Annotated in this window: 18 protein-coding genes; 7 read left to right on the top strand and 11 right to left on the bottom strand. The window is 64.3% G+C overall.

Annotation, left to right across the window (positions count from 1 at the left end; genetic code table 11):
• Positions 1–7: 7 nt before the first annotated feature.
• The 6 genes from ACTRWB_RS36175 to ACTRWB_RS36150 all read right to left on the bottom strand — a co-directional run bounded on the left by ACTRWB_RS36175 (position 8) and on the right by ACTRWB_RS36150 (position 7,967).
• Positions 8–1,516 (bottom strand): sugar ABC transporter ATP-binding protein, encoded by a 1,509-nt coding sequence (locus ACTRWB_RS36175; protein WP_446904726.1) that lies wholly within the window; start codon positions 1,514–1,516, stop codon positions 8–10.
• 16 nt (positions 1,517–1,532) lie between these two features.
• Complete coding sequence (locus ACTRWB_RS36170; protein WP_446904725.1) at positions 1,533–2,840, bottom strand: NtaA/DmoA family FMN-dependent monooxygenase; 1,308 nt, start codon at positions 2,838–2,840, stop codon at positions 1,533–1,535.
• A gap of 269 nt (positions 2,841–3,109) precedes the next feature.
• The gene (locus tag ACTRWB_RS36165) at positions 3,110–4,150 is read right to left on the bottom strand and encodes an LLM class flavin-dependent oxidoreductase (protein ID WP_446904724.1); all 1,041 of its coding nucleotides are present in this window, start codon (positions 4,148–4,150) and stop codon (positions 3,110–3,112) included.
• 226 nt (positions 4,151–4,376) lie between these two features.
• Positions 4,377–4,661, bottom strand: a complete 285-nt coding sequence (locus ACTRWB_RS36160; protein WP_446904723.1) for a hypothetical protein — start codon at positions 4,659–4,661, stop codon at positions 4,377–4,379.
• A gap of 78 nt (positions 4,662–4,739) precedes the next feature.
• Positions 4,740–5,663, bottom strand: coding sequence for a glycosyl hydrolase (locus ACTRWB_RS36155; RefSeq protein ID WP_446904722.1), 924 nt, complete (start codon positions 5,661–5,663; stop codon positions 4,740–4,742).
• A 576-nt stretch (positions 5,664–6,239) separates the two neighbouring features.
• Positions 6,240–7,967, bottom strand: coding sequence for a S53 family peptidase (locus ACTRWB_RS36150; protein ID WP_446904721.1), 1,728 nt, complete (start codon positions 7,965–7,967; stop codon positions 6,240–6,242).
• A gap of 1,257 nt (positions 7,968–9,224) precedes the next feature.
• Here ACTRWB_RS36150 and ACTRWB_RS36145 point away from each other — a divergent pair.
• The gene (locus ACTRWB_RS36145) at positions 9,225–9,461 is read left to right on the top strand and encodes a hypothetical protein (RefSeq protein ID WP_446904720.1); all 237 of its coding nucleotides are present in this window, start codon (positions 9,225–9,227) and stop codon (positions 9,459–9,461) included.
• Positions 9,462–9,479: 18 nt separating this feature from the next.
• Here ACTRWB_RS36145 and ACTRWB_RS36140 read toward each other — a convergent pair whose 3' ends face one another.
• On the bottom strand, positions 9,480–10,589 hold the full coding sequence (locus ACTRWB_RS36140; RefSeq protein WP_446904719.1) for a DNA alkylation repair protein: 1,110 nt from the start codon (positions 10,587–10,589) through the stop codon (positions 9,480–9,482).
• A gap of 177 nt (positions 10,590–10,766) precedes the next feature.
• Positions 10,767–11,651 carry a hypothetical protein gene (locus ACTRWB_RS36135; RefSeq protein ID WP_446904718.1) on the bottom strand — a complete coding sequence of 295 codons (885 nt, stop codon included), beginning with the start codon at positions 11,649–11,651 and terminating at the stop codon, positions 10,767–10,769.
• A gap of 177 nt (positions 11,652–11,828) precedes the next feature.
• On the opposite strand from ACTRWB_RS36135, the gene ACTRWB_RS36130 reads away from it, so the two are divergent.
• Complete coding sequence (locus tag ACTRWB_RS36130; RefSeq protein ID WP_264299697.1) at positions 11,829–11,957, top strand: hypothetical protein; 129 nt, start codon at positions 11,829–11,831, stop codon at positions 11,955–11,957.
• Positions 11,958–12,119: 162 nt separating this feature from the next.
• Here ACTRWB_RS36130 and ACTRWB_RS36125 read toward each other — a convergent pair whose 3' ends face one another.
• Both ACTRWB_RS36125 and ACTRWB_RS36120 read right to left on the bottom strand, forming a co-directional pair.
• On the bottom strand, positions 12,120–13,157 hold the full coding sequence (locus ACTRWB_RS36125) for a LysR family transcriptional regulator (RefSeq protein ID WP_446904717.1): 1,038 nt from the start codon (positions 13,155–13,157) through the stop codon (positions 12,120–12,122).
• Between the two features lie 83 nt (positions 13,158–13,240).
• Positions 13,241–13,984 (bottom strand): SDR family oxidoreductase, encoded by a 744-nt coding sequence (locus ACTRWB_RS36120; RefSeq protein ID WP_446904716.1) that lies wholly within the window; start codon positions 13,982–13,984, stop codon positions 13,241–13,243.
• A gap of 191 nt (positions 13,985–14,175) precedes the next feature.
• On the opposite strand from ACTRWB_RS36120, the gene pdxR reads away from it, so the two are divergent.
• Together pdxR and ACTRWB_RS36110 are read left to right on the top strand one after the other, a co-directional pair.
• Positions 14,176–15,696, top strand: coding sequence for a MocR-like pyridoxine biosynthesis transcription factor PdxR (gene pdxR / locus ACTRWB_RS36115; protein ID WP_446904715.1), 1,521 nt, complete (start codon positions 14,176–14,178; stop codon positions 15,694–15,696).
• 356 nt (positions 15,697–16,052) lie between these two features.
• Positions 16,053–16,553, top strand: coding sequence for an Ohr family peroxiredoxin (locus ACTRWB_RS36110; protein ID WP_446904714.1), 501 nt, complete (start codon positions 16,053–16,055; stop codon positions 16,551–16,553).
• A gap of 118 nt (positions 16,554–16,671) precedes the next feature.
• On the opposite strand, the gene ACTRWB_RS36105 is transcribed toward ACTRWB_RS36110, so the two are convergent.
• Positions 16,672–17,880 (bottom strand): NAD(P)/FAD-dependent oxidoreductase, encoded by a 1,209-nt coding sequence (locus ACTRWB_RS36105; protein ID WP_446904745.1) that lies wholly within the window; start codon positions 17,878–17,880, stop codon positions 16,672–16,674.
• A gap of 230 nt (positions 17,881–18,110) precedes the next feature.
• Between ACTRWB_RS36105 and ACTRWB_RS36100 the strand changes: the two genes are divergently transcribed.
• The 3 genes from ACTRWB_RS36100 (at position 18,111) to ACTRWB_RS36090 (ending at position 21,019) form a co-directional block, all read left to right on the top strand.
• Positions 18,111–19,112, top strand: a complete 1,002-nt coding sequence (locus tag ACTRWB_RS36100; RefSeq protein ID WP_446904713.1) for a bestrophin family protein — start codon at positions 18,111–18,113, stop codon at positions 19,110–19,112.
• Positions 19,113–19,442: 330 nt separating this feature from the next.
• Entirely contained in the window at positions 19,443–20,222 is a 780-nt protein-coding gene (locus ACTRWB_RS36095) for an acetoacetate decarboxylase (RefSeq protein ID WP_446904712.1), read from the top strand.
• A 14-nt stretch (positions 20,223–20,236) separates the two neighbouring features.
• The gene (locus ACTRWB_RS36090) at positions 20,237–21,019 is read left to right on the top strand and encodes a 3-hydroxybutyrate dehydrogenase (RefSeq protein WP_343495225.1); all 783 of its coding nucleotides are present in this window, start codon (positions 20,237–20,239) and stop codon (positions 21,017–21,019) included.
• Positions 21,020–21,022: the final 3 nt, after the last annotated feature.

Genomic DNA, 21,022 nt, shown 5'->3' with positions numbered 1-21,022 from the left:
CGGTCACTCAGGAGGAAGACGAAAACGGACGGTCGAGCGTGGCGCGATCGAACCGCACGATGCGATCCGCGATTTCGGCCGCCTCTTCGAGATCGCTGACGAACACCAGCGTCGCGCGCTCGTGCGCGTGGCGCCGCAGCGTATCGACGATATCGGCGCGCGCGCCGGCATCGATGCCCTGAAACGGCTCGTCGAGCAGCAGCAGCGTTGCGCGCTCCGCGTGCCAGCGCGCGAGCACGACTTTCTGCTGGTTGCCGCCGGACAGGCGCACGAGCCGATCGTCCGGGCCCGTGCAGCGGATGCCGAAGGCAGCGATCGCGGCCGCGGCGGCAGCGCGTTCGCGGGCCGGCCGCACCGCGCCGCCCGCAAACCAGCGCGACAGGAACGGAAAGCTGATCGTGCCGGCGATCGACGCGAACGGCACGCTGTCGGGAAACAGCGATGAGCGCCAGCGATCCTCGCCGGCCATGAACACACCGGCGCGAATGGCGTCGGCCGGCGAGCGCGGCCGCCACGGCCGGCCGTCGAGCGTCATCTCGCCGGCGGCCGGGCGCGCGGCGCCGAAGATCGCGCTGGCCAGGCGCGACTTGCCGCCACCGACCGGGCCCGCGATCGCGACGATCTCGCCGCGCCGGACGTCGAGGTCGAACGGGACGCTGGTCGGCATGAGCCTGAGGTTCCGCAGGCCGAGGCCGGCTTCGGACGACGGCGCGGCACGGCCCGCGTCCGCCGCGTGCGCCTTCGGCAACGGCCGCCCGATCATCGTTTCCACCGCGGCATCGAAATCGACCGGCGCGGCCAGGTCGGCGACGATCCGGCCGTCGCGGACGATCGCGACGCGATCGGCGATGCGGCGCAAGTCGCCGAGCCGGTGTGACACCAGCAGGATCGCGACGCCGTCGTCGCGCAACGCGTCCAGCAGCGCGAAGAGCCGCTCCGCTTCCGGCGCGGACAGGCTCGCGGTCGGCTCATCGAGAATCAGCAGGCCGGGCTGCCCGGCGAGCGCGCGCGCCAGGGTCACGCGCTGCTGGTCGGCCAACGACAGCGACGCAAGCGGCGCCGACAGGTCGGCGTCGAGCCCGACGCGCCCGGCGAGCGGTTGCGCCGCGGCACGCCGCGCAGCCGGCGGCACGCGCCACGGCGAGGCCGGATCGCACAGCCGGTCGAGCAACAGGTTGTCGGCGATCGACAGCGTCGGCACGACGGCGTCGGCGACCGACTGGTGCACGGTGGCGACGCCGAGCCGCTTCGCCGCGTGCGGCGAAGCCGGCCGATAGGGTTCGCCGCGCAGCGTCAGCGTGCCGCCGTCGGGCCGGATCACACCGCTCAGGATCTTCACGAAGGTCGATTTGCCCGCGCCGTTCGCGCCCATCAGCGCGACGACCTCACCGGCGGCGATCGACAGGTCGAGCGACACCAGCGCGACGGTTGCGTCGAACCGCTTCGCGATGCCGACAGCGCTCAGGACGGGCTGCGACGGCGCTCGATGTGCTCGATGTACGCGTACTGCGCTCATGATTGCGTCCGCCCGTTCACACCGGCGCGAACTCGCGTTGCCACGCGGGCAGTTCGAGATTCGCGCGAAAATCCCCGCCGACATAATCGGTATCGAGCAGATCGCGCCGGCGCAACTCGGGCAGCAACCCGTTCAGCAGCAGATCTTCCTGGTCCGGCTGGCCGAGCCCGTGCAGCGACAGCACGTCGACGAGCCCAGCCCGATAGCGCGTTTCGATCGCATCGGCGAGTTGCTCCGGCGTGCCGGCGGCGAACCAGTGACCGGTCTCCTGCGCGCGGATGATCAGCTCGCGCAGCGTCAACCGCTGTCGCGCGTAGCTAACGAAAATCGCCACGCGGCCGCGCCGGCGATGCACGCTGTCGATCGTCGGCAGCAGCGCTTCCGGCAGCGGCTGGTCGAGCGGCAGGCCGCGCAGGTCGACGCCGCCGCCGAGCATGTCGGCGAGTTTCAGCCGGCCTTGTTCGTCATCGATGCGTTCGTGCTTCTCGTGCAGCCGCCGCGCGACGTCGGCGTCGGATTCGCCGATCACCGAGTGAAACGAGTTCATCACGAGCGGCAAGCGGTCGCCGCGACCGAACGCGGTGGCCTGCCGGTGCAGGTCGGCGACGAACGCGCGCGCATCGTCGAGCGTCGGCTGCGACGTGTAGACGACTTCCGCGTAACGCGCGCCGAGCGCCACGCCGCTGGCCGACTGCCCGGCCTGGAACAGCACGGGCCGCCGTTGCGGCGACGGCGGCACGTTCAGCGGCCCCTGCACCTGGAAGTACGCGCCGCGGTAGTCGATCGCCCCGAGCTTGAGCGGGTCGATCGAGATGCCCCCGGTCGGCGTGCGCCGCGTCGCGGCCGGATCGTTCGCGTCGAACAACGCGTTGACGACCTCGACGAATTCGCTCGCACGCGCGTAGCGTTGTTCCGGGTCGGGCAACGCGGCGTTGCCGAAGTTTTCCTCGCCGACCGACGACGTGACCGCATTCCATGCGGCGCGCCCGCCGCTCACGTGATCGAGCGTGCCGATCAGCCGCGCGAGGTTGTACGGGTGGTGATACGTCGTCGACACCGTCGCGACGAGCCCGATGGCCGACGTCGCCTGGCTCAGCGCCGCCAGTGCGACGATCGGCTCCTGGCTGCCGGTGGCACCGGCGAGGCCGGCCGGATCGGCCTGCAGCAGGTCGGCCGTGAAGAGGCCGGTGATCTTCTCGGCTTCCGCCTTGCGCGCGAGCGACGTCGCGCGTCGCATGCCCTGGACCGAGTCCGGATCGCCGGGCGCGTACAGCACGCTCGCCGCGCCGACGAGCGTTTTCAGGCGTCTGCGTCCGCGGCTCATGACGCCACTCCGGCCAACCCATCGTCGCTTGCGGCGCGCGCCGCGCGTCGTCCGCTTCTGTCGTTCATCCGCGTTCCTCGTGATTCGGTTCGACCGGAGGACACATGCTGGCATCGCGCAACCGACGGCGCTCGCGTCGGGTCGTCCGGCATGGCCCGCTGGCACGCGCCGCATGGCGCGCATGCCAGCGACCATAACGCAGCCCCCCTGGTCGGCCGGAACGAATATTTTCGGCTTTCCATATTCTTCTCCGTGCTCCCGGGCCTCGGCTACGCCGCGGTCCTGCTCGTCTGTCCGCCGAGACGCGGCGCGACATGCAGCACGAAATCGGTGAGGATCTGCTCATACTCGTCGGGCGCGAAATCGTACGGCAATTCCAGGCGTAACTCGCCGATCTGCCGTACGACCGGATCCGCGAGCAGGCGCTCGGTGATTTCCGCGGCGCTGCCGACCAGGTCTTGCGCATACAGCGTGCGACGCGGGCCTTGCGGGCCGCGCGTGCGCTCGACGCGTTGCGCGGCGAACGCGCGATAGCGCCGGCGGCTGACCTGATCCGCGCTGTCGATCGGCACGATCACGCGCCCGAGCGCGATGCGCGGTGGATGCGCGCCGCGCCAGTTCGCACGAAACGCGTCGAGGTGGCTGCGCTGCGTGTCGAAGAAGTCGTCCGTGCGCTCGCCGACGTTCAGATTGCCGATCAGCAGGTTGAAGCCGTTGCGACCGGCCCATTCGGCCGAGCGCAGCGAGCCGCCGCCATACCAGAGCCGCTGCGTCAGCCCGGGCGCGTACGGCATCACGCGCGGCCGTTCGCGCCCGGCCGGCGATTCGACGAAACACTGTTCGTCGCCGAGCAGCTCTCCCGTCAGGTTCGCGCGCAGCCGCGCGACGCGTGTGTGCGAAAAGTCGATCTGCTCCGGCGCGCCATCGAACAACCGGTCGCCGAGCAGTGCGCCATGCGGCGGCGCGCCCGCGCTGAGCCCGACGTTCAGGCGGCCGCGCGAGAGGATGTCGACGGTCGCCAGATCCTCGGCCAGCCGGAACGGATTCTCGTAACCCATCTGGATCACGGCCGCGCCCAGCCCGATCCGGGTCGTGTGCTGGCTCGCCGCCGCGAGAAACGTCGCCGCCGACGACACGGCCCGCTCGAGATGGCGTTGACGCACCCATGCACAGTCGTAGCCGAGCGCCTCGCCGATCCGGAACAGGTCGAGCGTCTGCTCGAGGCCCGGCAACGGATCGTCCGCCGTATAGTTGCCCGGCGTCAGGAAGCTGATCCGCGTGATGCACACGCCTTCGGCCGCTTGTGTCATCGTTGCTGCGGCGACCTGGAGACGGGCGCGGCCTTCCCGGCGCCGGCGTCGCGCAGCACGGCGCACGCCGCCGGATCGGCAAACGCGCGCACCTTCGCGCGCACCGGGAGCCGGCGATGCCCGCTTTCCGGCAGCCATATGAGCGGAGGGAAATCCGTGCGGTTGTTCATGATTCGGGGGCGGGCGGGCTGGTTGACGAGACGGGCGTCCGCCCGGGGATTCGATCTTAGCCACCCGGGACCGCGTGCAAAATATCGATTGCTGCAATGCTTCGCTGCGGTGCGCAGATATCGATTCCCGTGTTCGTCGCGCATCGTGCGGCGCCAGGAACAGGCGCCGTGCTCGCCCGACTGTGCCGCAGCGTGATGCGCTCGCCGGGTTCGAGTGTCAGTACCTTCAGCTTGAACGCCTTCGGCAACGCGTCGCCGTCTTGCTTCACGTAGCCGATACGATCATCGACGACGAGCCGCTGCGTCGTCGGACGCGGCACGCTTGTCACCCTGACGAGCAAGAACCTTCGTCGCGACGTGTGAAGGCGAGAGAGATCAGCGACCGGGCTAGCCGGTCGCCTTCAGCGTGTTGCCACGCATCATTTGCCAGACGGGAGACTATTGGCAAACAGGTTCGAATAACCCAGCGTGCCGACGCCGCCGATCGAATTGCACGTTGACGACGCGGCACCGGGCGGACAATCGACGTCACGATCGAACGACCAGAAGTGGATGCCCGCGAGCCCGTTCTGTTTCGCATACGCGGCGACGGTCTGTGCGTCCGCTGGCGTGAAGGTTTCGCCGGCCACATCGTTACCGCCGATCATCGGCGTCAGTTCGATCTGACTGTACGGTACGCCCCAGTGATCGTGCAGGTTCATGGCCGCCTGAATGGCCGATTGCCCCATCTGGCAGAGTCCGCCCGCGACAACGCAGTTTCCCGCTCCGGCCGAACCGTAATCCATCGTCATCAGATTGATGGTGTAGTTTTTCAGTCCGTATGTCTGGATCGCCTGCATGACCCAGTCACCATAAATGTTGAAACTGTCCGGTGCGCTTGCTCCCCAGGAGCCAGCCGTGGTCGCGCCCGGCTGGGAAGGAGCAAGTGTCGCCAGGGTAAAGCTGAAACGCAGATTCGGATAATTCCGCTGCGCCACCACGACGCGTTGCACCAGATCGTTGATCACCTGCTGCGTCTGCCCCGCCTCGATATCGAAATCGATCCCGATGAGGTTATTCGATGCGTAACGATTGATGAAAGTCGCCATGCCCGCATCGGAACTGCACGTGAATGACCCCGCAGCGCCGCCCGTGGAGATCACGTAATTCACATTTGCCGCGGTAAACCGTTGAATATTGGCGGTAGCCAGCGCACCGCCATCGACGCCCGCCCAGTTCTCGCTGCCACATTCGCCGGTCGCAAAAGCGAGGGTCATTGCATGAACACCGACTGGCAACACCGACAGTACAGGGTTCAACTGGCCCGTGACGGCCGATGAAATGACGTTCGTGTTCCAGTCCATCGAAATCGTCGCGTCCTTGTACGGGCTATAAACGAAAGCCGGAGCTGTACCGGTCCCGGAACTACTCCCACCCCCGCTTCCACTCCCACCCCCACCGCCACCGCCACTCCCCGTTCCGGTACAGGAACCTGCAATGGTCCACGGCTGGCCACTATCGGCCGCACCGCTGTTCGACACAGGATTCTGGCCCTGGGTCCACCAGTTAGCCTGATAGTTTGTTGTGCCGACTGATGCGACATTCCCTCGCGTATAGACTTGACCGGCCTTCCACGCTGCCTGACAGGTATTCGACGACGAAGCCGAAGACGGCGCGGCCATGACGGCACTCGTGCCGAGAGATGCCCCTGCCAGCACGGCGGCCCACGCGACGCCCAAAGCCGATCGCAACATCACTCCATATCGCTTTTTATACATTTCCTTGCCCTCTCCACGGTGACGGGTTTATATCGGACACGTGCACATCGGTACGTCAGGTAAGCGCTGATCAATCAGCTTGTCGATGTCATCGACGCTACAACCGGGGACAGCCCAGGTTTTTCCATCCATGCAATTTTCGAAGAGCGCATATGAGAAGGATTACTTAACTAACGACATGATCAGATCCGCCTTGGGACTGCCCCACCCGGTGACCAGATCGTAGCCCTTCACCGCCGGGTAACTCCCTGACGTGCCACTCGCAATATCGTGGAAGTTCGCGGTATATGCGGGTGTCAACGCGCCATTGATCTCGTTCTGCGCGTAGATCACCGGGTTGAAATAGCCAACGGGCGCTTGCCCCAGAGCGGCGGCATGCTGATTGGCCAGCGCGGCGAAGCCGGCCCACATCGGCGCGGCAAAGCTGGTCCCGCCATACTCGTTCGCGGTGCAGCCGCTCTGATTGGCGCACACATAAAAGGTGAAATCGGCGTTGGCGGACACGTCCGGCCCATTGCGATAGGTCCGGGAGCCACGGTTGACGGCATTGATCACGCCACTGATCTTCTGCCAGGACGGAATCGCGACCTGATCGGGCGAGATGCCGCCGCCGCTATCACTCCAGGCCGTTTCCGACTTCCACGCGCCGCCTGCGGAGCCGGTCGTCAGATCGGTCCCGCCAACGGAAATGACATACGCACTGTCGGCAGGCCATGCCTCGTTGGACGTCGACCAGGTCGAGTTGTCACCGGACGCCGCAAAGAACGATTGCCCCTGGGCGGCCATCTTCTTGAAGTACGGGTCCAGGGTGGACGGATCGGCAGGCGTCCACCCCCACGAGCAGCCGATCGTCATCGGCAGTGGCTGGTGGGTCGTCATTGCGCTGAGGATGGCCGTATCCGTGGAGCCGACATACATCGTCAGACTCGCAAGTCCGGGCGCCATGCCGAGCGCCTGGGTCAGGTCAAGCGTCTGTTCGCTGTCGTCGCACGTACTCGGATCGCAGGACGTACTGGTTCCGTCGGTCGAAAGCAGCGTGACCGGGACCCGGTTGGTCTGGCCGCTGTTGGTGAAATAGGTGCCGAGGTCGGCCAGCTCGGTTCCGGCGTATTCAAGCAGGCCCAGGTGTTGCCCCGCGCCCGTCAGGCTGGTGCCGCCATAGTAGGCCGCGCGCATGTCGCTCCCCAGGAACGACGCTGACGGACCCGATCCCGTCGTGGCGCGGGCGACGACCGTATCGGGGCGAACGCCCTGTGCTTTCGCGTCGTTGCCCTTCTTGACGAACAGCGGATGCGGAATCGAATAGTTGTCGAGCCCGGAGACGTGCCAAAGCGGAACGGCCATCGAGGTGGTCGGCTCACGGTCGGGGCCGACGAACAACCGGTGCTCGGTCGGATGCCGATAATAGTGCAGCCGAAGGTTGAAGGCGGCTTCGACGGCTGACGCAGGCCCCGTCACCTGCACGTCCATGCCGTCGAGGCTCCCGCCGGTCACGGTCAGACCGTGTGCGACGAGATATTGCACGGTCGTATCGTAATCCGTTCGTGTCGGTCCGAATCGTGCGCTGAATTCGGCAGGCGTCAAGTAGTGACGGAAGTTGGGACTGAGCGGATTGGTCACGTCCGCGACGAACGCGTCGAGCCCTTTCTGATCTCGTAGCGGCAACACCACGTCGAGCACCATCCGCCGGTCGGCGAGAACGTCGATCACAGGTGCGGCCACGCCGACATCGGCGCCTGCGCGAACGTGGCGGGTCAGCACCTGCGCTGCGTGGCCCGTCGCCACCGTGCCGAACGTGAGCAACAAGGCCAGAGCAAGTGAACACGTACGTGGAATGCGCCCAGTTGTGCTTTCTAAACATTGACTTTCATCGTGTTTGATTCGATTCATGACCGGTTACTCCTTTAATGGACAAGGCTCTGCCAGCGTTGCACCACGAGAAATCGTAAATCGATTTTTTCTGTATATTTTTAAATTACCGCCCGACCACATCCATAAATCATCAACAATCCCGTCAAATCAATATGCGGAAATCAATGATCCATGCGCATCGAACGCATTCAGGATTAGCCATCGTCGGCATGATATGAGTCAGCGCGCACCTGTTTGAATCGACCGGGTATATCGCGCTTGTAGATATGGGGCGTGCCGCCCGTACTGATGCGAGACGGTAGTTGCCTTGTGATACGACCAAAGTCGCCGAGGCAAGCGCGATCCGTAGCCGGTCATCGGGCAATGCCCCTGAAAATTACATATCGAAATATTTCGATCGGATAGTAAATCAATGCACGCACCACGACTAAATAATGCAACATTCGCGACACGGATTTACTCACCCAACCCGGAACAATCAAGAAAACCAGACAGACACCGAATCGTGGATATCCGACGAAAAACTGAAACAATACGAGAAATCTCCGCCGATCCGATTGCTTTTTTCCAGATGGATTACTTGCGCCCCGTGGAAAGCATATAAGGCGAAATTGGAACGTCAAGTGCTATTTTGACCGGCCGCACTCGACTGCATCATGACCGATCGAGCCACGCCGGGTCGGCTCAATTGACGAGGTAGACGAGACTTTTTTATAACAAGCTTCAAATTCCGGAAAATCGTACGCGAACCGCCTCGGGCATCGTGTCCGGCGCGCCCCGGACCTGCATGTTGACCCTGCCAAACGCGCTTGTTCGAGCAGCAAGCCGGCGATGCATGACGCAATACACCCGCCTTGCGTTGACACGCGGTTGGCCCCGCGCGTCCCGATTTCGCCTTAGCGGCGCCCATGCACGCCAATGTGGCCGTACCGCGCGAGGCGCGCCTCGCCGACCTCGCCGCGCCATTGCGCGAGCGAATCTGCGCGTCGCTCGGCTGGCTCGGCATCGATCTCGACCTGTTCACCTGCTCCCAATCCGCCGCCGATAACTGGCGCGCAATCGGATGCCGGTATGCACGGCGTCGCACAAAGCGACCGGCACGACGCACCGCTTCACCGAAACCGCGTGCCGTGTAGGAATCCGCCGACGATATCTGCACGATTCCTACCGCAGCTTCAGAGCACGCTGATTGAATCGCACTGGCGTGGCAACGATACTGACCTCACGGATACCGGCTGCGCGGTACACCGGTTGCAGGCCACCAGGAGAGACGTCATGTCACACGCCATCTATCGTTCCGAATCGGGCAACCAGACCGTCAACCCGGCCGAAAAGTCCGACACGGCCGCACTCGACACGCTGGCGCTCGTCGCGCTCGCCCGCGACGCCGGCATGCTGGTCATACTCGACGGACAGATTGGACGCGAGCGGTACGAAAGCGTGACGGGATCGATCTCTACCCTGGCCCGTTTCGCACAGGCGCTGCAGCTTTCCGCGCTCAAGGCGGCGTGAGGCCGGCAAACGGCCCACTCACACCGCGAGTTCGAAGAACGATCGCGCCACGACCTGGCCGTTGACGATCAGCTCGACCTCATGCCGGCCCGCATAATGCCGGCGCGTCGTGAAATCGCGCATCGCCCGGCTGTGCCGCAGCGTGATGCGCTCGCCGGGTTCGAGTGTCAGTACCTTCAGCTTGAACACCTTCGGCGACGCATCGCCGTTTTGCTTCACATAGCCGATCCGATAATCGACGACGAGTCGCTGCGCCGTCTCGGCCGTGGAGTGCAGCTCGCAGGCGAGCGTGATCGATTCGCCGAGCACCACCTGCGCGGGCGTCACGCCGAACGGGCCGATTCCCAGGCGAGGCGCGCTTTCGGCACCCAGGATCGCGAGCGCCCGCGCGTCGCCCTGCTTCACGAGGGTGCGAAGTGCGTGACGGACGATCCATCGCGTATGCGGATGGTCGTCGCCCCATCGTTCGGCTCGATCGAGCACCCAGGCCGGATGCGTCTTCGCCACGTCGTTCAGGTGATTCGCGACCGAACGGCGCACATAAGCGCTGGAGTCCGCGCGAAGCGTGTCGAGAATCCGCGCGGCCAGCGCCGGGTCGGCCTCGATCTCGCGGAGCCGGAACGACCATGGCAGGCGTGGGCGACTGCCTTCGCTTGCCAGCCGGCGGACTGCTTCGTCCGCATCGTGCGCCCACGTTTCCATGATTGCGAGTGCGCGCGCGCAGTCGATGCGCAGGAATTCACGCACCGCGAATTCCGACGTGCCGAACGGCGTGAAATATTTCAGCGCGTCCATCGAACGGTCGAATGCATGCCGACCGTACTGCCCCACATAGTCGGGCGCGATGAGCGAGACAAACCCGCGGCCGAAGCGTGGCGCCGCCTCCTGCAACAACGCCAGCACGGCCTCGTATCCGCCGGATAGCGACCGCGCGCCCGTGTCGATCGCAACGCTGGCGCGCCTGACGCGCTCCATCAGCGTCAAATCGTCGAAGCCGTCGAGCGCCGTCGCAAGAAACGCCGCCCGGTCGAAGGCAGGCTCGATCGAATGCAGCACGTCGGACAGCGTGTGGAACTGCTGTTCGCCCAGCGATTCCTTCAGCGGGACGGGAACTTGGATGGTGGTCATTGCAAGGAGATGCGGCGGGTGCCGCGGATCGATGGATGCGAAAGCGCACAGTATCGCCGAAGCCCCTGCCAATTCCTGTCAGCAGACTTTGCCCGGCCAGCGCACGTCCGTGCGGGGTTCAGTCGACGCGCGCGGAAGGCGAACCACGAGCGGGCGCGGGCGTGTTCATGCGCCGGTTCACCTTTGCTCGCGGGACGGCGCGCGCACCGCGCCGCTGGAGAGCCGGTTTCGCAATTGACCGCCAACGAAGGCCGCCACAATCAGCGACAGATAACCGGCAACGAGGAGATGCCGCCAGCTGTCGAGCGCGGCGCGGTGCGCAACCAGCGCCGCGTCGGGTGCCGGTACCGCGAGACTTCCCGGCACGACCGCGCGCGTCATCTGCACGAAGCCCGCCGCCGACAACACGGGCAGCAGCACGAGCACGGCCAGCAGCACGAACCTTGCGCGATGCCAAAACGCATGCCGGCGCAAATGAAACCACAGCCCGAGACTGCCGTGCAGCCACCCCGGCGCGAGCAGCGCGATCTGCAGGCCCTGCGTGCCGCTCGTGAGGAGCGACACGATGACCCGTTCGTAGTTCGGTTCAAAGCCGTAGAACGACGTCGCAACCCGTGTGCCGACGACGTGGCGGATCAACAGCATGGGCAGGCTGAGGCCGGCCCACAGACGGAGCCATTCGGCGGGCGGCAGCGCCCAGTGCCGACGGCCGTAGATGGTGCGGATCGCCAGCGCGAAATGCAGGCCGGCCGCGCCATACAGCAGGATCGTTCCGGGCACGCTTCGCCAGAGCCCGATCGCCAGGTGCAGCGCGCGCTCGGCGATATCGATCGACCAGATGCCGAGCGCGTGATTGACCATGTGAATGGAAATATAGAGCCACAACAGGATGCCGGACGCGAGCTGCAGCCTTCGTGCGGTGTTGCGCATCCGGTCATGCGGCGACGCCGGTTTCCCGGCATCGTCGAGATCACGCCGCGATCGACCCGGAAGGGTCCGGGTCTGCCTCCCCTTGTCGTCCATTGGCGCCTCCCCTCGATGCGTCCGGTGCTTGATCGGCATACTGCGGAGCATGCCCGTTTATTCCAGCGACGGGCAACATCCGCGCAAGAAATGCGTGGCATGGCGCCGGGAATAAGCGCCGTGCTTGCCGGGTATAGCGGGTGTGGGCACGACGCATGACGACCGCGATGCGTCGACGCCCTTCACACCGAAACGAACGGGGTCGAGGAGACCATCATGTCCAACGTTCTGTCCCACTGGATTCTGGTCGGCTGCGACGCATACGACGAGTATGTGTTCGTGCCGTGGCTCGATAAATCCGTGTATCTGAGAACGGTCACGTTGCGTCGCGTCTGCTTGCTGTGATGGGAGCCGCTGCGGCGCATGCGATCCGGTGACATCCGGCCATGAGGAACAGGCGCGTCCTGCCCCTTTCGGCAAGTTCGGCGCGGCCGCCAAGTACGGCGGACAGCGCGAACGGCTCTCGCACGGATTTATCGTGGCGCCCCGGTACCTTTCACGTACGCTTCACGCCGCCAGTCCCGCCGACGAAGCGTTTGCGATATCCGGGTTGAACCGCGTCATGCAGTTCAGGTCGAGTGCGCGTATCTGCTCGGTCATGAAGTCGATGAAGATACGAATGCGCGTCGGAAGATGTTGCCGGCTGAGATAGCAGATATAGTGGCCGCGATCTTCCGGCACATGCTTCGCCAGCGCGACAATGAGCTCGTTCGATGCGATATGGTCGCGAATCTGGTAGCCCGCCATCTGCGCAATGCCCGATCCGTTCAGAACTGCGCGCAACACCAGATCCGCATCGTTGAACGTAAGCCGGGACGACGGCAAGTACTTTTGCAAGCGGCCGTCTACATTGAATTCCCATTCGAATACACGACCGCTGGCAAAACGGAAATTGATGCAATCGTGCCGACCCAGGTCCTCCAGACTCTGCGGGAGGCCACGCCTGGCCACATACGACGGTGCGGCGCAGAGCGCCATCTGCATCGGAATCAGTTGCCGCGCAATGATGCTGGAATCCTCGATGCGTCCATTGCGAAACGACACGTCGATCCGTTCCGACACCAGGTCGATCGGCCGGTCGTCGAGCAGCAGATCGATGACGATGTCGGGGTAGGCCCGCGCAAACGTTTCCAGCAAGGGCGCAACGACTTTCCTGCCGAATCCCACTGCCGAACTGATACGAATGAGGCCGCGTGGCGGCCCCTCCCGCAGCTCCAGCATGTCGTTCATGGCTTCCACGATCTGCGCGACACCCTGATGGCAGTTTTCGAAGAATCGCTGGCCTTCGCAAGTCAGTTCGGTCATGCGCGTGGTCCGCTGGAACAGCCGCGTACTCAACTGCGCCTCCAGCTTCTGAACATTCCGGCTCACGGCCGGCCGGCCGACGCCGAGACGTTCCGCGGCCTTGGTGAAACTCCCCTCGCTCGCCACCGCGACGAACGCAAGGATGCCCGCATAGCTCGCACCGAAGCTCGCCGACAGTGCATCGGCGCGACCGGCCAGGTCACGGCGAACGCCATGCTCCGATGTATCCGATTGATTCATTTCCGCTGCCCCCAGACATGCCGCTCATCCCGATTGCTCGCCGCTGGCATTCGCCAGCGAACCGCCACACATGCCAACGCGAATCAGTGTCTTGCGAGCCACGGGTCGAGACCGATGCGGCCGAGTCGCGCATTCCCGAGCGGCACCAGCGATTTCTCCTCGACGCGGCCGCCGTAGTAGCGGGCATCGCGATCGGTCACCACCGCGCGCGTGTCGCCGACCGACTTCAGATAACGCGCGACGATCTCCGCAAACGGCGCGCGATCCGGGCCCGCGATCTCGACCGTGCCGTTCAGCGGCCCGGCGAGCGCGATCTGCGCGATCAGTGCCGCGACGTCTTCCGCGGCGATCGGCTGGAACAATCCGTCGCCGATACGGACGGTACCGCCTTCCGTGCCGAAATCCGCAATTCCGCCGATGAATTCCATGAATTGCGTGGCCCGCACGATCGTGTACGGCACGCCCGCCGCTTCGATCGCCTGTTCCTGCGCGACCTTGGCCGCGAAATAGCCGTTCTCCGGCATCCGGTCGCAGCCGACGATCGACAGCGCGACGTGATGGCGCACGCCGGCGGCCACTTCGGCCTTGCCGAGATTGCGTGCCGACGTGCGGAAGAAATCCAGCACCGCCTGCGGTTCCCATGACGGCGCATTCGCGACGTCCACGACGACGTCCGCGTCCGTCAACGCATCGGTCAGGCCTTCGCCCGTGATGGTATTGACGCCGGTGCGCGGCGATGCCGCGAGCGCCTGATGGCCCGCTTCGCCGAGCAGCGTGACGACACGCGAGCCGATCAGGCCGGAACCGCCGATGACAACGATCTTCATTGCAAATCTCCTGACGAAATGAATGCATTTGAACGTGCGGGGCGTGACGGGCGCCGTAGCGGATGAAGGCTGTCATGACCGTCGCATCGCGTGGCGCAATTGTGGAAGAATCATGTCCTATCCATCAGTGCCAAGAATCGTCGATCGGACTGGTCCATGCCGTGTCTGCTCCCGTTACCCACGAGACCGTGATGTCTACGCAAACACCCACACTGACCATCGAAATCAATCGGCAACATCAGTTGCCGATCTATCTGCAGATTTGCGAACGGTTCAGAACCGCGATCGCCGCGGGACATCTGCGTCCCGGCGATCGCGTGCCCGCGCTGCGCGGTCTCGCGACGCAACTGAACACGGCGCGCGGCACCGTCGAACAGGCTTACACGATCCTCGTCGACGAGGGATATCTGCAGATGCGCGGCGCGGCAGGCACGTTCGTCTCGCCGTCCCTGCCGAAATCGCTGACGCGGTCGCCGCCCGCGCGTGCCGACGAACCGGCACCGCGCACCGAAAACGCCGACTTGCTTCGAACACCGGGCACGTCGCACGACAGTCCGCCTCCACGGCGCCCTCAGCCAATCGCCGTCGCAATGAGCGGCGAGCCGCGTCCGTTGCAACCCGGGCTCCCTGCGTTCGACGCATTTCCTCGCAAGGTATGGCACCGGCTCGTGTCGCTGCGCGCGCGCAGCGGCGATCGCGCACTGCTCGGCTATCCGAATCCGGCCGGTTACCGTCCGCTGCGCGAACATATCGCCACTTATCTGGGGTTGTCGCGCGGCGTCACCTGCGTGCCGGAACAGGTGTTCATCACCAGCGGCTATCGCGCAACGCTGGAACTCGTGCTGCGCAGCCTCGCGCGTCCGAACGACCGTGTCTGGTTCGAGGATCCCGGCTATCTGCTCGCGCGCAGCTTCCTGTCCGAGACCGGCGTGCAGCTCGTCCCGGTACCGGTGGACACCGAGGGCATCGACGTCGAGCGCGGCATGCAACTGGACGCGCACGCCCGTTTTGCGCTGGTGACGCCGTCGCATCAGAGCCCGCTCGGGCACACGCTGTCGCTGGCCCGGCGCATCGCACTGCTGAACTGGGCCGAAACGACGTCGGGCTGGATCGTCGAGGACGACTACGACAGCGAGTTTCGCTATCTCGGCCGCCCGCTGCAGGCGCTGAAGAGTCTGGACCGGCGCGATCACGTGATCTATTGCAGTACCTTCAGCAAGGCGATGTACCCCGGCTTGCGGCTTGCGTACACGGTCGTGCCGGAGCGCGCGGTGGAGCGCGTCGAACGCGTGGCATGCAGCATGAATGCCGGCTCGCCGACGCTCCTGCAGGCGGCCCTGGCGGATTTCATCGAGCAGGGCCACTTTGCCCGGCATCTGAAGCGAATGCGTACGCTGTACGGCGAGCGCCGCACGCTGATCGTGCATGCATTGCGGCAGGCGTTCGGCGAGCGGCTGATCGTCGAAATGCCGCCCGGCGGCATCCAGTTCGCGGTGCGGTTCGCAGAGGGGCCCGACGGGCCGGTCGACGACGTCGCGGTTGCCGCGCGCGCCCGCGACGCGGGACTCGCGGTCTTGCCGCTCTCGATCTGGTACGCGAACAGCCACACGCAACAAACGCCGCGCGGCCTCATCATCGGGTTCGCGAACATCGCCGATGCGGGCGAAGCGCAACGTCACGCACAAACGCTGCGCGCCTGCCTGGGCCGCTGACGCGCGGCACGCAGCAACTGCGCGCGCCGGCGGCCGCTGCTACCGAGCGCCGCGTGGAAATTCTCGGCGGCGCGCATCGCGCCAACGCCCCGATTGGTGTCGAACGGGAAACATACAATCGCCCCCCACGGCTATACCGGCGTCATTCGCGCTCCTCTAGCATGGAAACGTCTTTCTTCCGTAGACGAACAGGAATCGGGCTGCACCGGAAAACTGCCGCATTCCTCATACGATCGTCCGCTACACACTCTCCCTTGAAGACGCCAATTGCCGGGGCAGTGCAGCCCTCTTCGCAAGACGCTTCGACAATTGATCGACTGAGGGTCGGAGCGCGTCGCTGAACTCGAGCATGCATCATGGATGACAAGAAGCTGCAGGCCCCTCCGCTGTCCCTCCTCGACAGGTATCGGGGCCGGGACTTTCAACCGCTTTACACGACGACCGTCACCGTATCCGGCGGCGAGACAGGACACGGCCGCGCATCCGGCGTGGTCCGTTCGGACGACGGGAATCTCGCCGTCGATCTGCGCCTGCCCGCCGAATTGGGCGGGCCCGGGAACGGGACCAATCCGGAGCAGTTGTTCGCGGCAGGGTTCGCCGCGTGCTTCCATGGTGCGCTGAACCTGCTCGAGAAACGCGCCGACATGGAGATCCCCGACACCGCCGTGGAGGTGCAGGTTTCGTTCGGACGCGATCCCATGGACGGTGGCCATGCACTGCTCGTCGATGTTCGGGTGCGGATGCCTGGCGTCGATCGAAGCATTGCGGAAGAGATGGTTCGAACCGCGGAGCGCTTGTGCCCGTACGCAAAGATGGCCAGGCAAGGCACCGTCAATATCGTGACCGTCGTGGATTGACGCAACGCCTGTCGTGCGGCAGCAGCGTCTTGTCCGTTGCAGACGTTCATCGCCGCTGCCGCGTGCGTGACCGTCCCCGCTGCGCGTCTCGCGACGCGCACACGGGGGCGCCGACCGGTCAGTCGAACGATGCCTGCGGATTGCCCGCTGCCAGCGCCTCGGTACGATTCGGCGCCGGCGGGTAGATCCACTGCGTGTTGATCATCTGCTTGCGCACCTTTCCTTCCGCGTGCGTCAGCTTGATCTGTCGATCCCAGCCTTCCGAGTAAACAGCGCCCCATTCGCCGAGGTCGACGCACGTCGCATAGAACGGTTGCTTGTACTCGAGCGTCGGCACGCCGATCAGATCCGCGGCGACGTTGTGCCCGCCGAATTGCCCCATCACGATTGCGTGCTGGCACGACATCAATGCGAAGTGCCCGTCATCGTCGCTCCGCGCCCGCGCCACATCTCCCGCCACGAACACATGCGGTGCTTCGGCCACACGAAGATCTGGCGTGACCTCGACACGTCCGAGTGGGTCGAGATGCGACGAAACTTGTGCCGTCAGCGAGCTGGCATGCATTCCGCCCGCCCAGATCACGGTCATCGCTTCGATATGCGCGCCCGACGCAGTGCGAACGCCGTCGGCCGCGACCGATACGACGCGCGAGCCGAGCACGGCCTCGACGCCGAGCGACGCGAAGGCTTCAGCGACAAACGGTCGAGGATTGGGGCCGAGATCGGGACCGATGTCGTCCTGCGCCCCGATCACGACAACCCGACTCGTCACGTCCGCGCCAAACCGCTCGCGCAATCGCCTGGGCAACTCAGTGGCGACCTCGATACCCGTAAAACCGCAGCCGACCACCGCGACCGTGTTGCGCGCCGGCGAATCCGGCAGCCTGGCCAGCGCCGCGAAGTGGTCATCGAGCGCGACCGCGTCTTCGATACGATCGACCGAGAACGCGTGTTCCGCCAGCCCCGGCACCGGCAGCCTGCTCAACTTGCTGCCGCTGGTCAACAACAGCCTGTCATACGCGAGCAATTGCTTCTGGCCGCTGGAACACGCGACACTCACCGTCTTCTCGCGAACGGAAATCGCTTCGACACTACCCTCGAGAAACTTCACGCCAACGGCATCGAGCAGCGGCAGCAGCGGTGCGGCCATTTGCTGCGGCTCGCTTTCGTACAGCCTCGGCCGGATCTGCAGTTCCGGTTTCGGAGAGATCAACGTGATCTCGACGTCACCGCTCGTCACACCGGCACCATCGAGCACGCGGGCTGCACCCAGTGCGCCCCACACGCCGGCAAAGCCGGCACCCACTATCAGGATTTTCTGCGACATGATCATTGCCCTCGGTTGATGTCGATAGCGGCAATCCGCCGCGCGAAATCATCGTAGGTCGACGCGGCATTGCGCAGTAGATCCGCAACCGTGCTCACGATGTTGCCGCTTCGACACCAATCGATCACACGCCGCCCCAATCGATCGCAGGCATGATGCGTGACGGAAGAACGCACGTTACCCAAACACCGTCTTCGTCACCTACCTGAATTGTCGATGAGGCAAATGAAATGCATCTCGGAAAATCGTACAAGCTGTCGGAATTCCTGATCTGGACGCGCTGGAAAATCTACGAGCTTCTTGTTTTCGGTTCCGTGCCGGTCGTTCTGTATCAATTCTTTTCCGTCACATGGCTGTCGATACCCCTGACGATCGTGGCGCTGCTCGGAACCGCAACGTCGTTCATCGTCGGCTTCAAGAACGTTCAAACGTACAACCGCGCAATGGACGCGCTGGAAATCTGGACCGATATCCTGAGCAAAAGCCGCCGCTGGGGCCAAATTGCCCGCGACTTCGTTGCGGACGAAGAGATGTCCCGCAAGCTCGTATATCGACACCTGGCCTGGCTGACCGCGCTGCGATACGACCTGCGTCGCCCCCGGATCTGGGAAAGCACGAACAAACGCTACAACGCGGAGTACCGCCGGTTCTATCGCGTTCCGGAGTGGGAAAAGGACATCAAGGAGTTATTGCCCCAATACCTGTCTCCCGCTGAAACGGCACAGGCGCTCTCTTCCGCTTCCATCGCAACGTGCGTGTTGAGCCTGCAAGGCATTTCGCTCAAGACACTTCACATGGCCGGCCATCTGAATTCGAACTTCTATATGGAGCTTCAAAAAACAATCGGAGAATTCATCGATCTCCAGTCAAAAACGGAACGTTTCAAGAACTTCCCCTATCCGCGTCAGTACGCGACCGTCAGCTCCCTGTTCGTACGGTTCTTCTGCCTGTCGCTTCCGTTCGGTCTTCTGAACGAATTCAACCGACTGAACGATAGCGTGAGCGGGTTCATGCACGGCAACATGGTGTGGCTCGTCGTGCCATGCAGCGTCGCGGTGTCGTGGATGTACACATCGCTCGAGCAGGTTGGCGAAAGCACCGAGAATCCGTTTGAGGGCGGCGCAAACGATGTTCCCATTTCGACGCTGTGCAGCACGATCGAGCGCGATCTGAAAGCAATGCTCGGCGAACAGGCGTGTGATCCGTCGAGCCACACGGTCATTGCGCTGTAGGGCACTCAGCGTTCTTTTGCACGGCACAGTTTCCCCTGCCTGGATCATTTGCCGCGCACTCCACCCGTCGTCGATTGTTGTCGCAAAGACAACATGGTGAGGTCCTTTGCGGCGCTACTGCCGCACGACCACATCACCTACGCTTGGCGCTGACGGTGGCCGCACATGCTGTCCGATGCAATCCGGCAAACAGACACGACACCGCAAGAAAAGCGTGCGAATCCACGCGGCGAGTCTTCGCCGCGTTGCGTCTTCGCGCGTCATTGGCCGCGGCAGCACACGCTGATGCGATGAGTGTGACTCAACACCTCACCAACCGAGGAACGATCCGTGACAGAAGAAGATATCCGCAACAACGCCTTTGCGATGCCCGTGCACAACCCGGCGTATCCGCGTCCGCCCTTCCGTTTCATCAATCGGGAGTACTTCATCATCTCGTACGAGACGGACATGGATGCCCTCCGGGCTGTCGTCCCGGAACCGCTGACGGTCGACAACGCCATCGTCCATTACGAGTTCATCCGCATGCCCGATTCGTCGGGATTCGGCGACTACACGGAAAGCGGCCAGGTGATCTCCGTGCTGGACGAGGACGGCAATCGGGCCAATTTCACGCACGCGATGTACCTCGACGATGAAGGCCCGATCGCAGCCGGGCGCGAAATCTGGGGATTTCCCAAGAAACTCGCCTCGCCCAGGCTCTGCGTCGACGGCAAGGACACGCTGCTCGGCACGCTCGACTATGGCACGCAACGCATCGCCACCGGAACGATGGGCTACAAGTATCGCCCGCTCGACACGGCGGTCGAGCGCCGCAAGCTCGCCGACACACCCAACTATCTGCTCAAGGTCATTCCGCACGTCGACGGTTCGGCCCGCATCTGCGAACTGGTGCGTTTCTTCCTGCGCGAGGTCGACGTGATCGGCGCATGGGAAGGGCCCGCCGCGCTCGAACTGCATCCGCATGCGCTCGCGTCGGTTGCCGATCTGCCGGTTCGCAAGGTGCTCGGCGCGCGCCACATCATCGCGAATCTCACGCTCGATATCGGCGAAGTGGCGTACGACTACCTCGCCCCCACCGCGTCGTTGAAACTCGCGGTCAACCAATAAGCCCCGGAGGACATATGGCACTGAATGACAAGGTCGCGCTCGTGACGGGCGCAGCAAGCGGTATCGGCGAAATGTGCGCGCGCAAGCTCGCGGCAGACGGCGCGACGGTCGTGATCGCAGACCTGAATCTCGACGCTGCACGCAGGGTTGCCGACGATATCGTTACCCACGGCGGGAAAGCGCTGGCGATCGCCATGGACGTCACCAGCGAGGAAGCCGTCGATGCGGGGCTGGCCGAAACGGTGAACCGGCTGGGCGGAATCGACGTGCTCGTGTCGAACGCAGGCATCCAGATCGTCAACCGGATCGAGGACTACGCATTTTCCGACTGGAAGAAGATGCTGGCCATTCACCTCGATGGCGCATTCCTGACGACCCGCGCCGCGATCCGGCACATGTACGCGTCGAACAAGGGCGGCTCGGTGATCTACATGGGCTCGGTGCATTCGCACGAGGCCTCGCCACTGAAGTCCGCTTATGTCACCGCGAAACACGGGTTGCTCGGTCTCGCACGGGTCGTCGCGAAGGAAGGAGGACCGCGTGGCGTCCGGGCCAACGTCGTATGTCCGGGTTTCGTCAGGACCCCGCTGGTCGACAAGCAGATTCCCGAGCAGGCGAAAGCGCTGGGCATCTCCGAACAGCAGGTCGTCAAGGACGTGATGCTGAGGGAGACGGTCGACGGCGAATTCACGTCGCTGGCCGATGTCGCGAACACGGTTGCGTTCCTGGCCGGCTTCGAGTCGAACGCGCTCACCGGACAATCGATCGTGGTCAGCCACGGCTGGTTCATGCAGTAAGGA

It is taken from the genome of Burkholderia sp. YIM B11467 (assembly GCF_052952715.1).
This window is presented reverse-complemented; position numbering and strand designations above follow the sequence as displayed.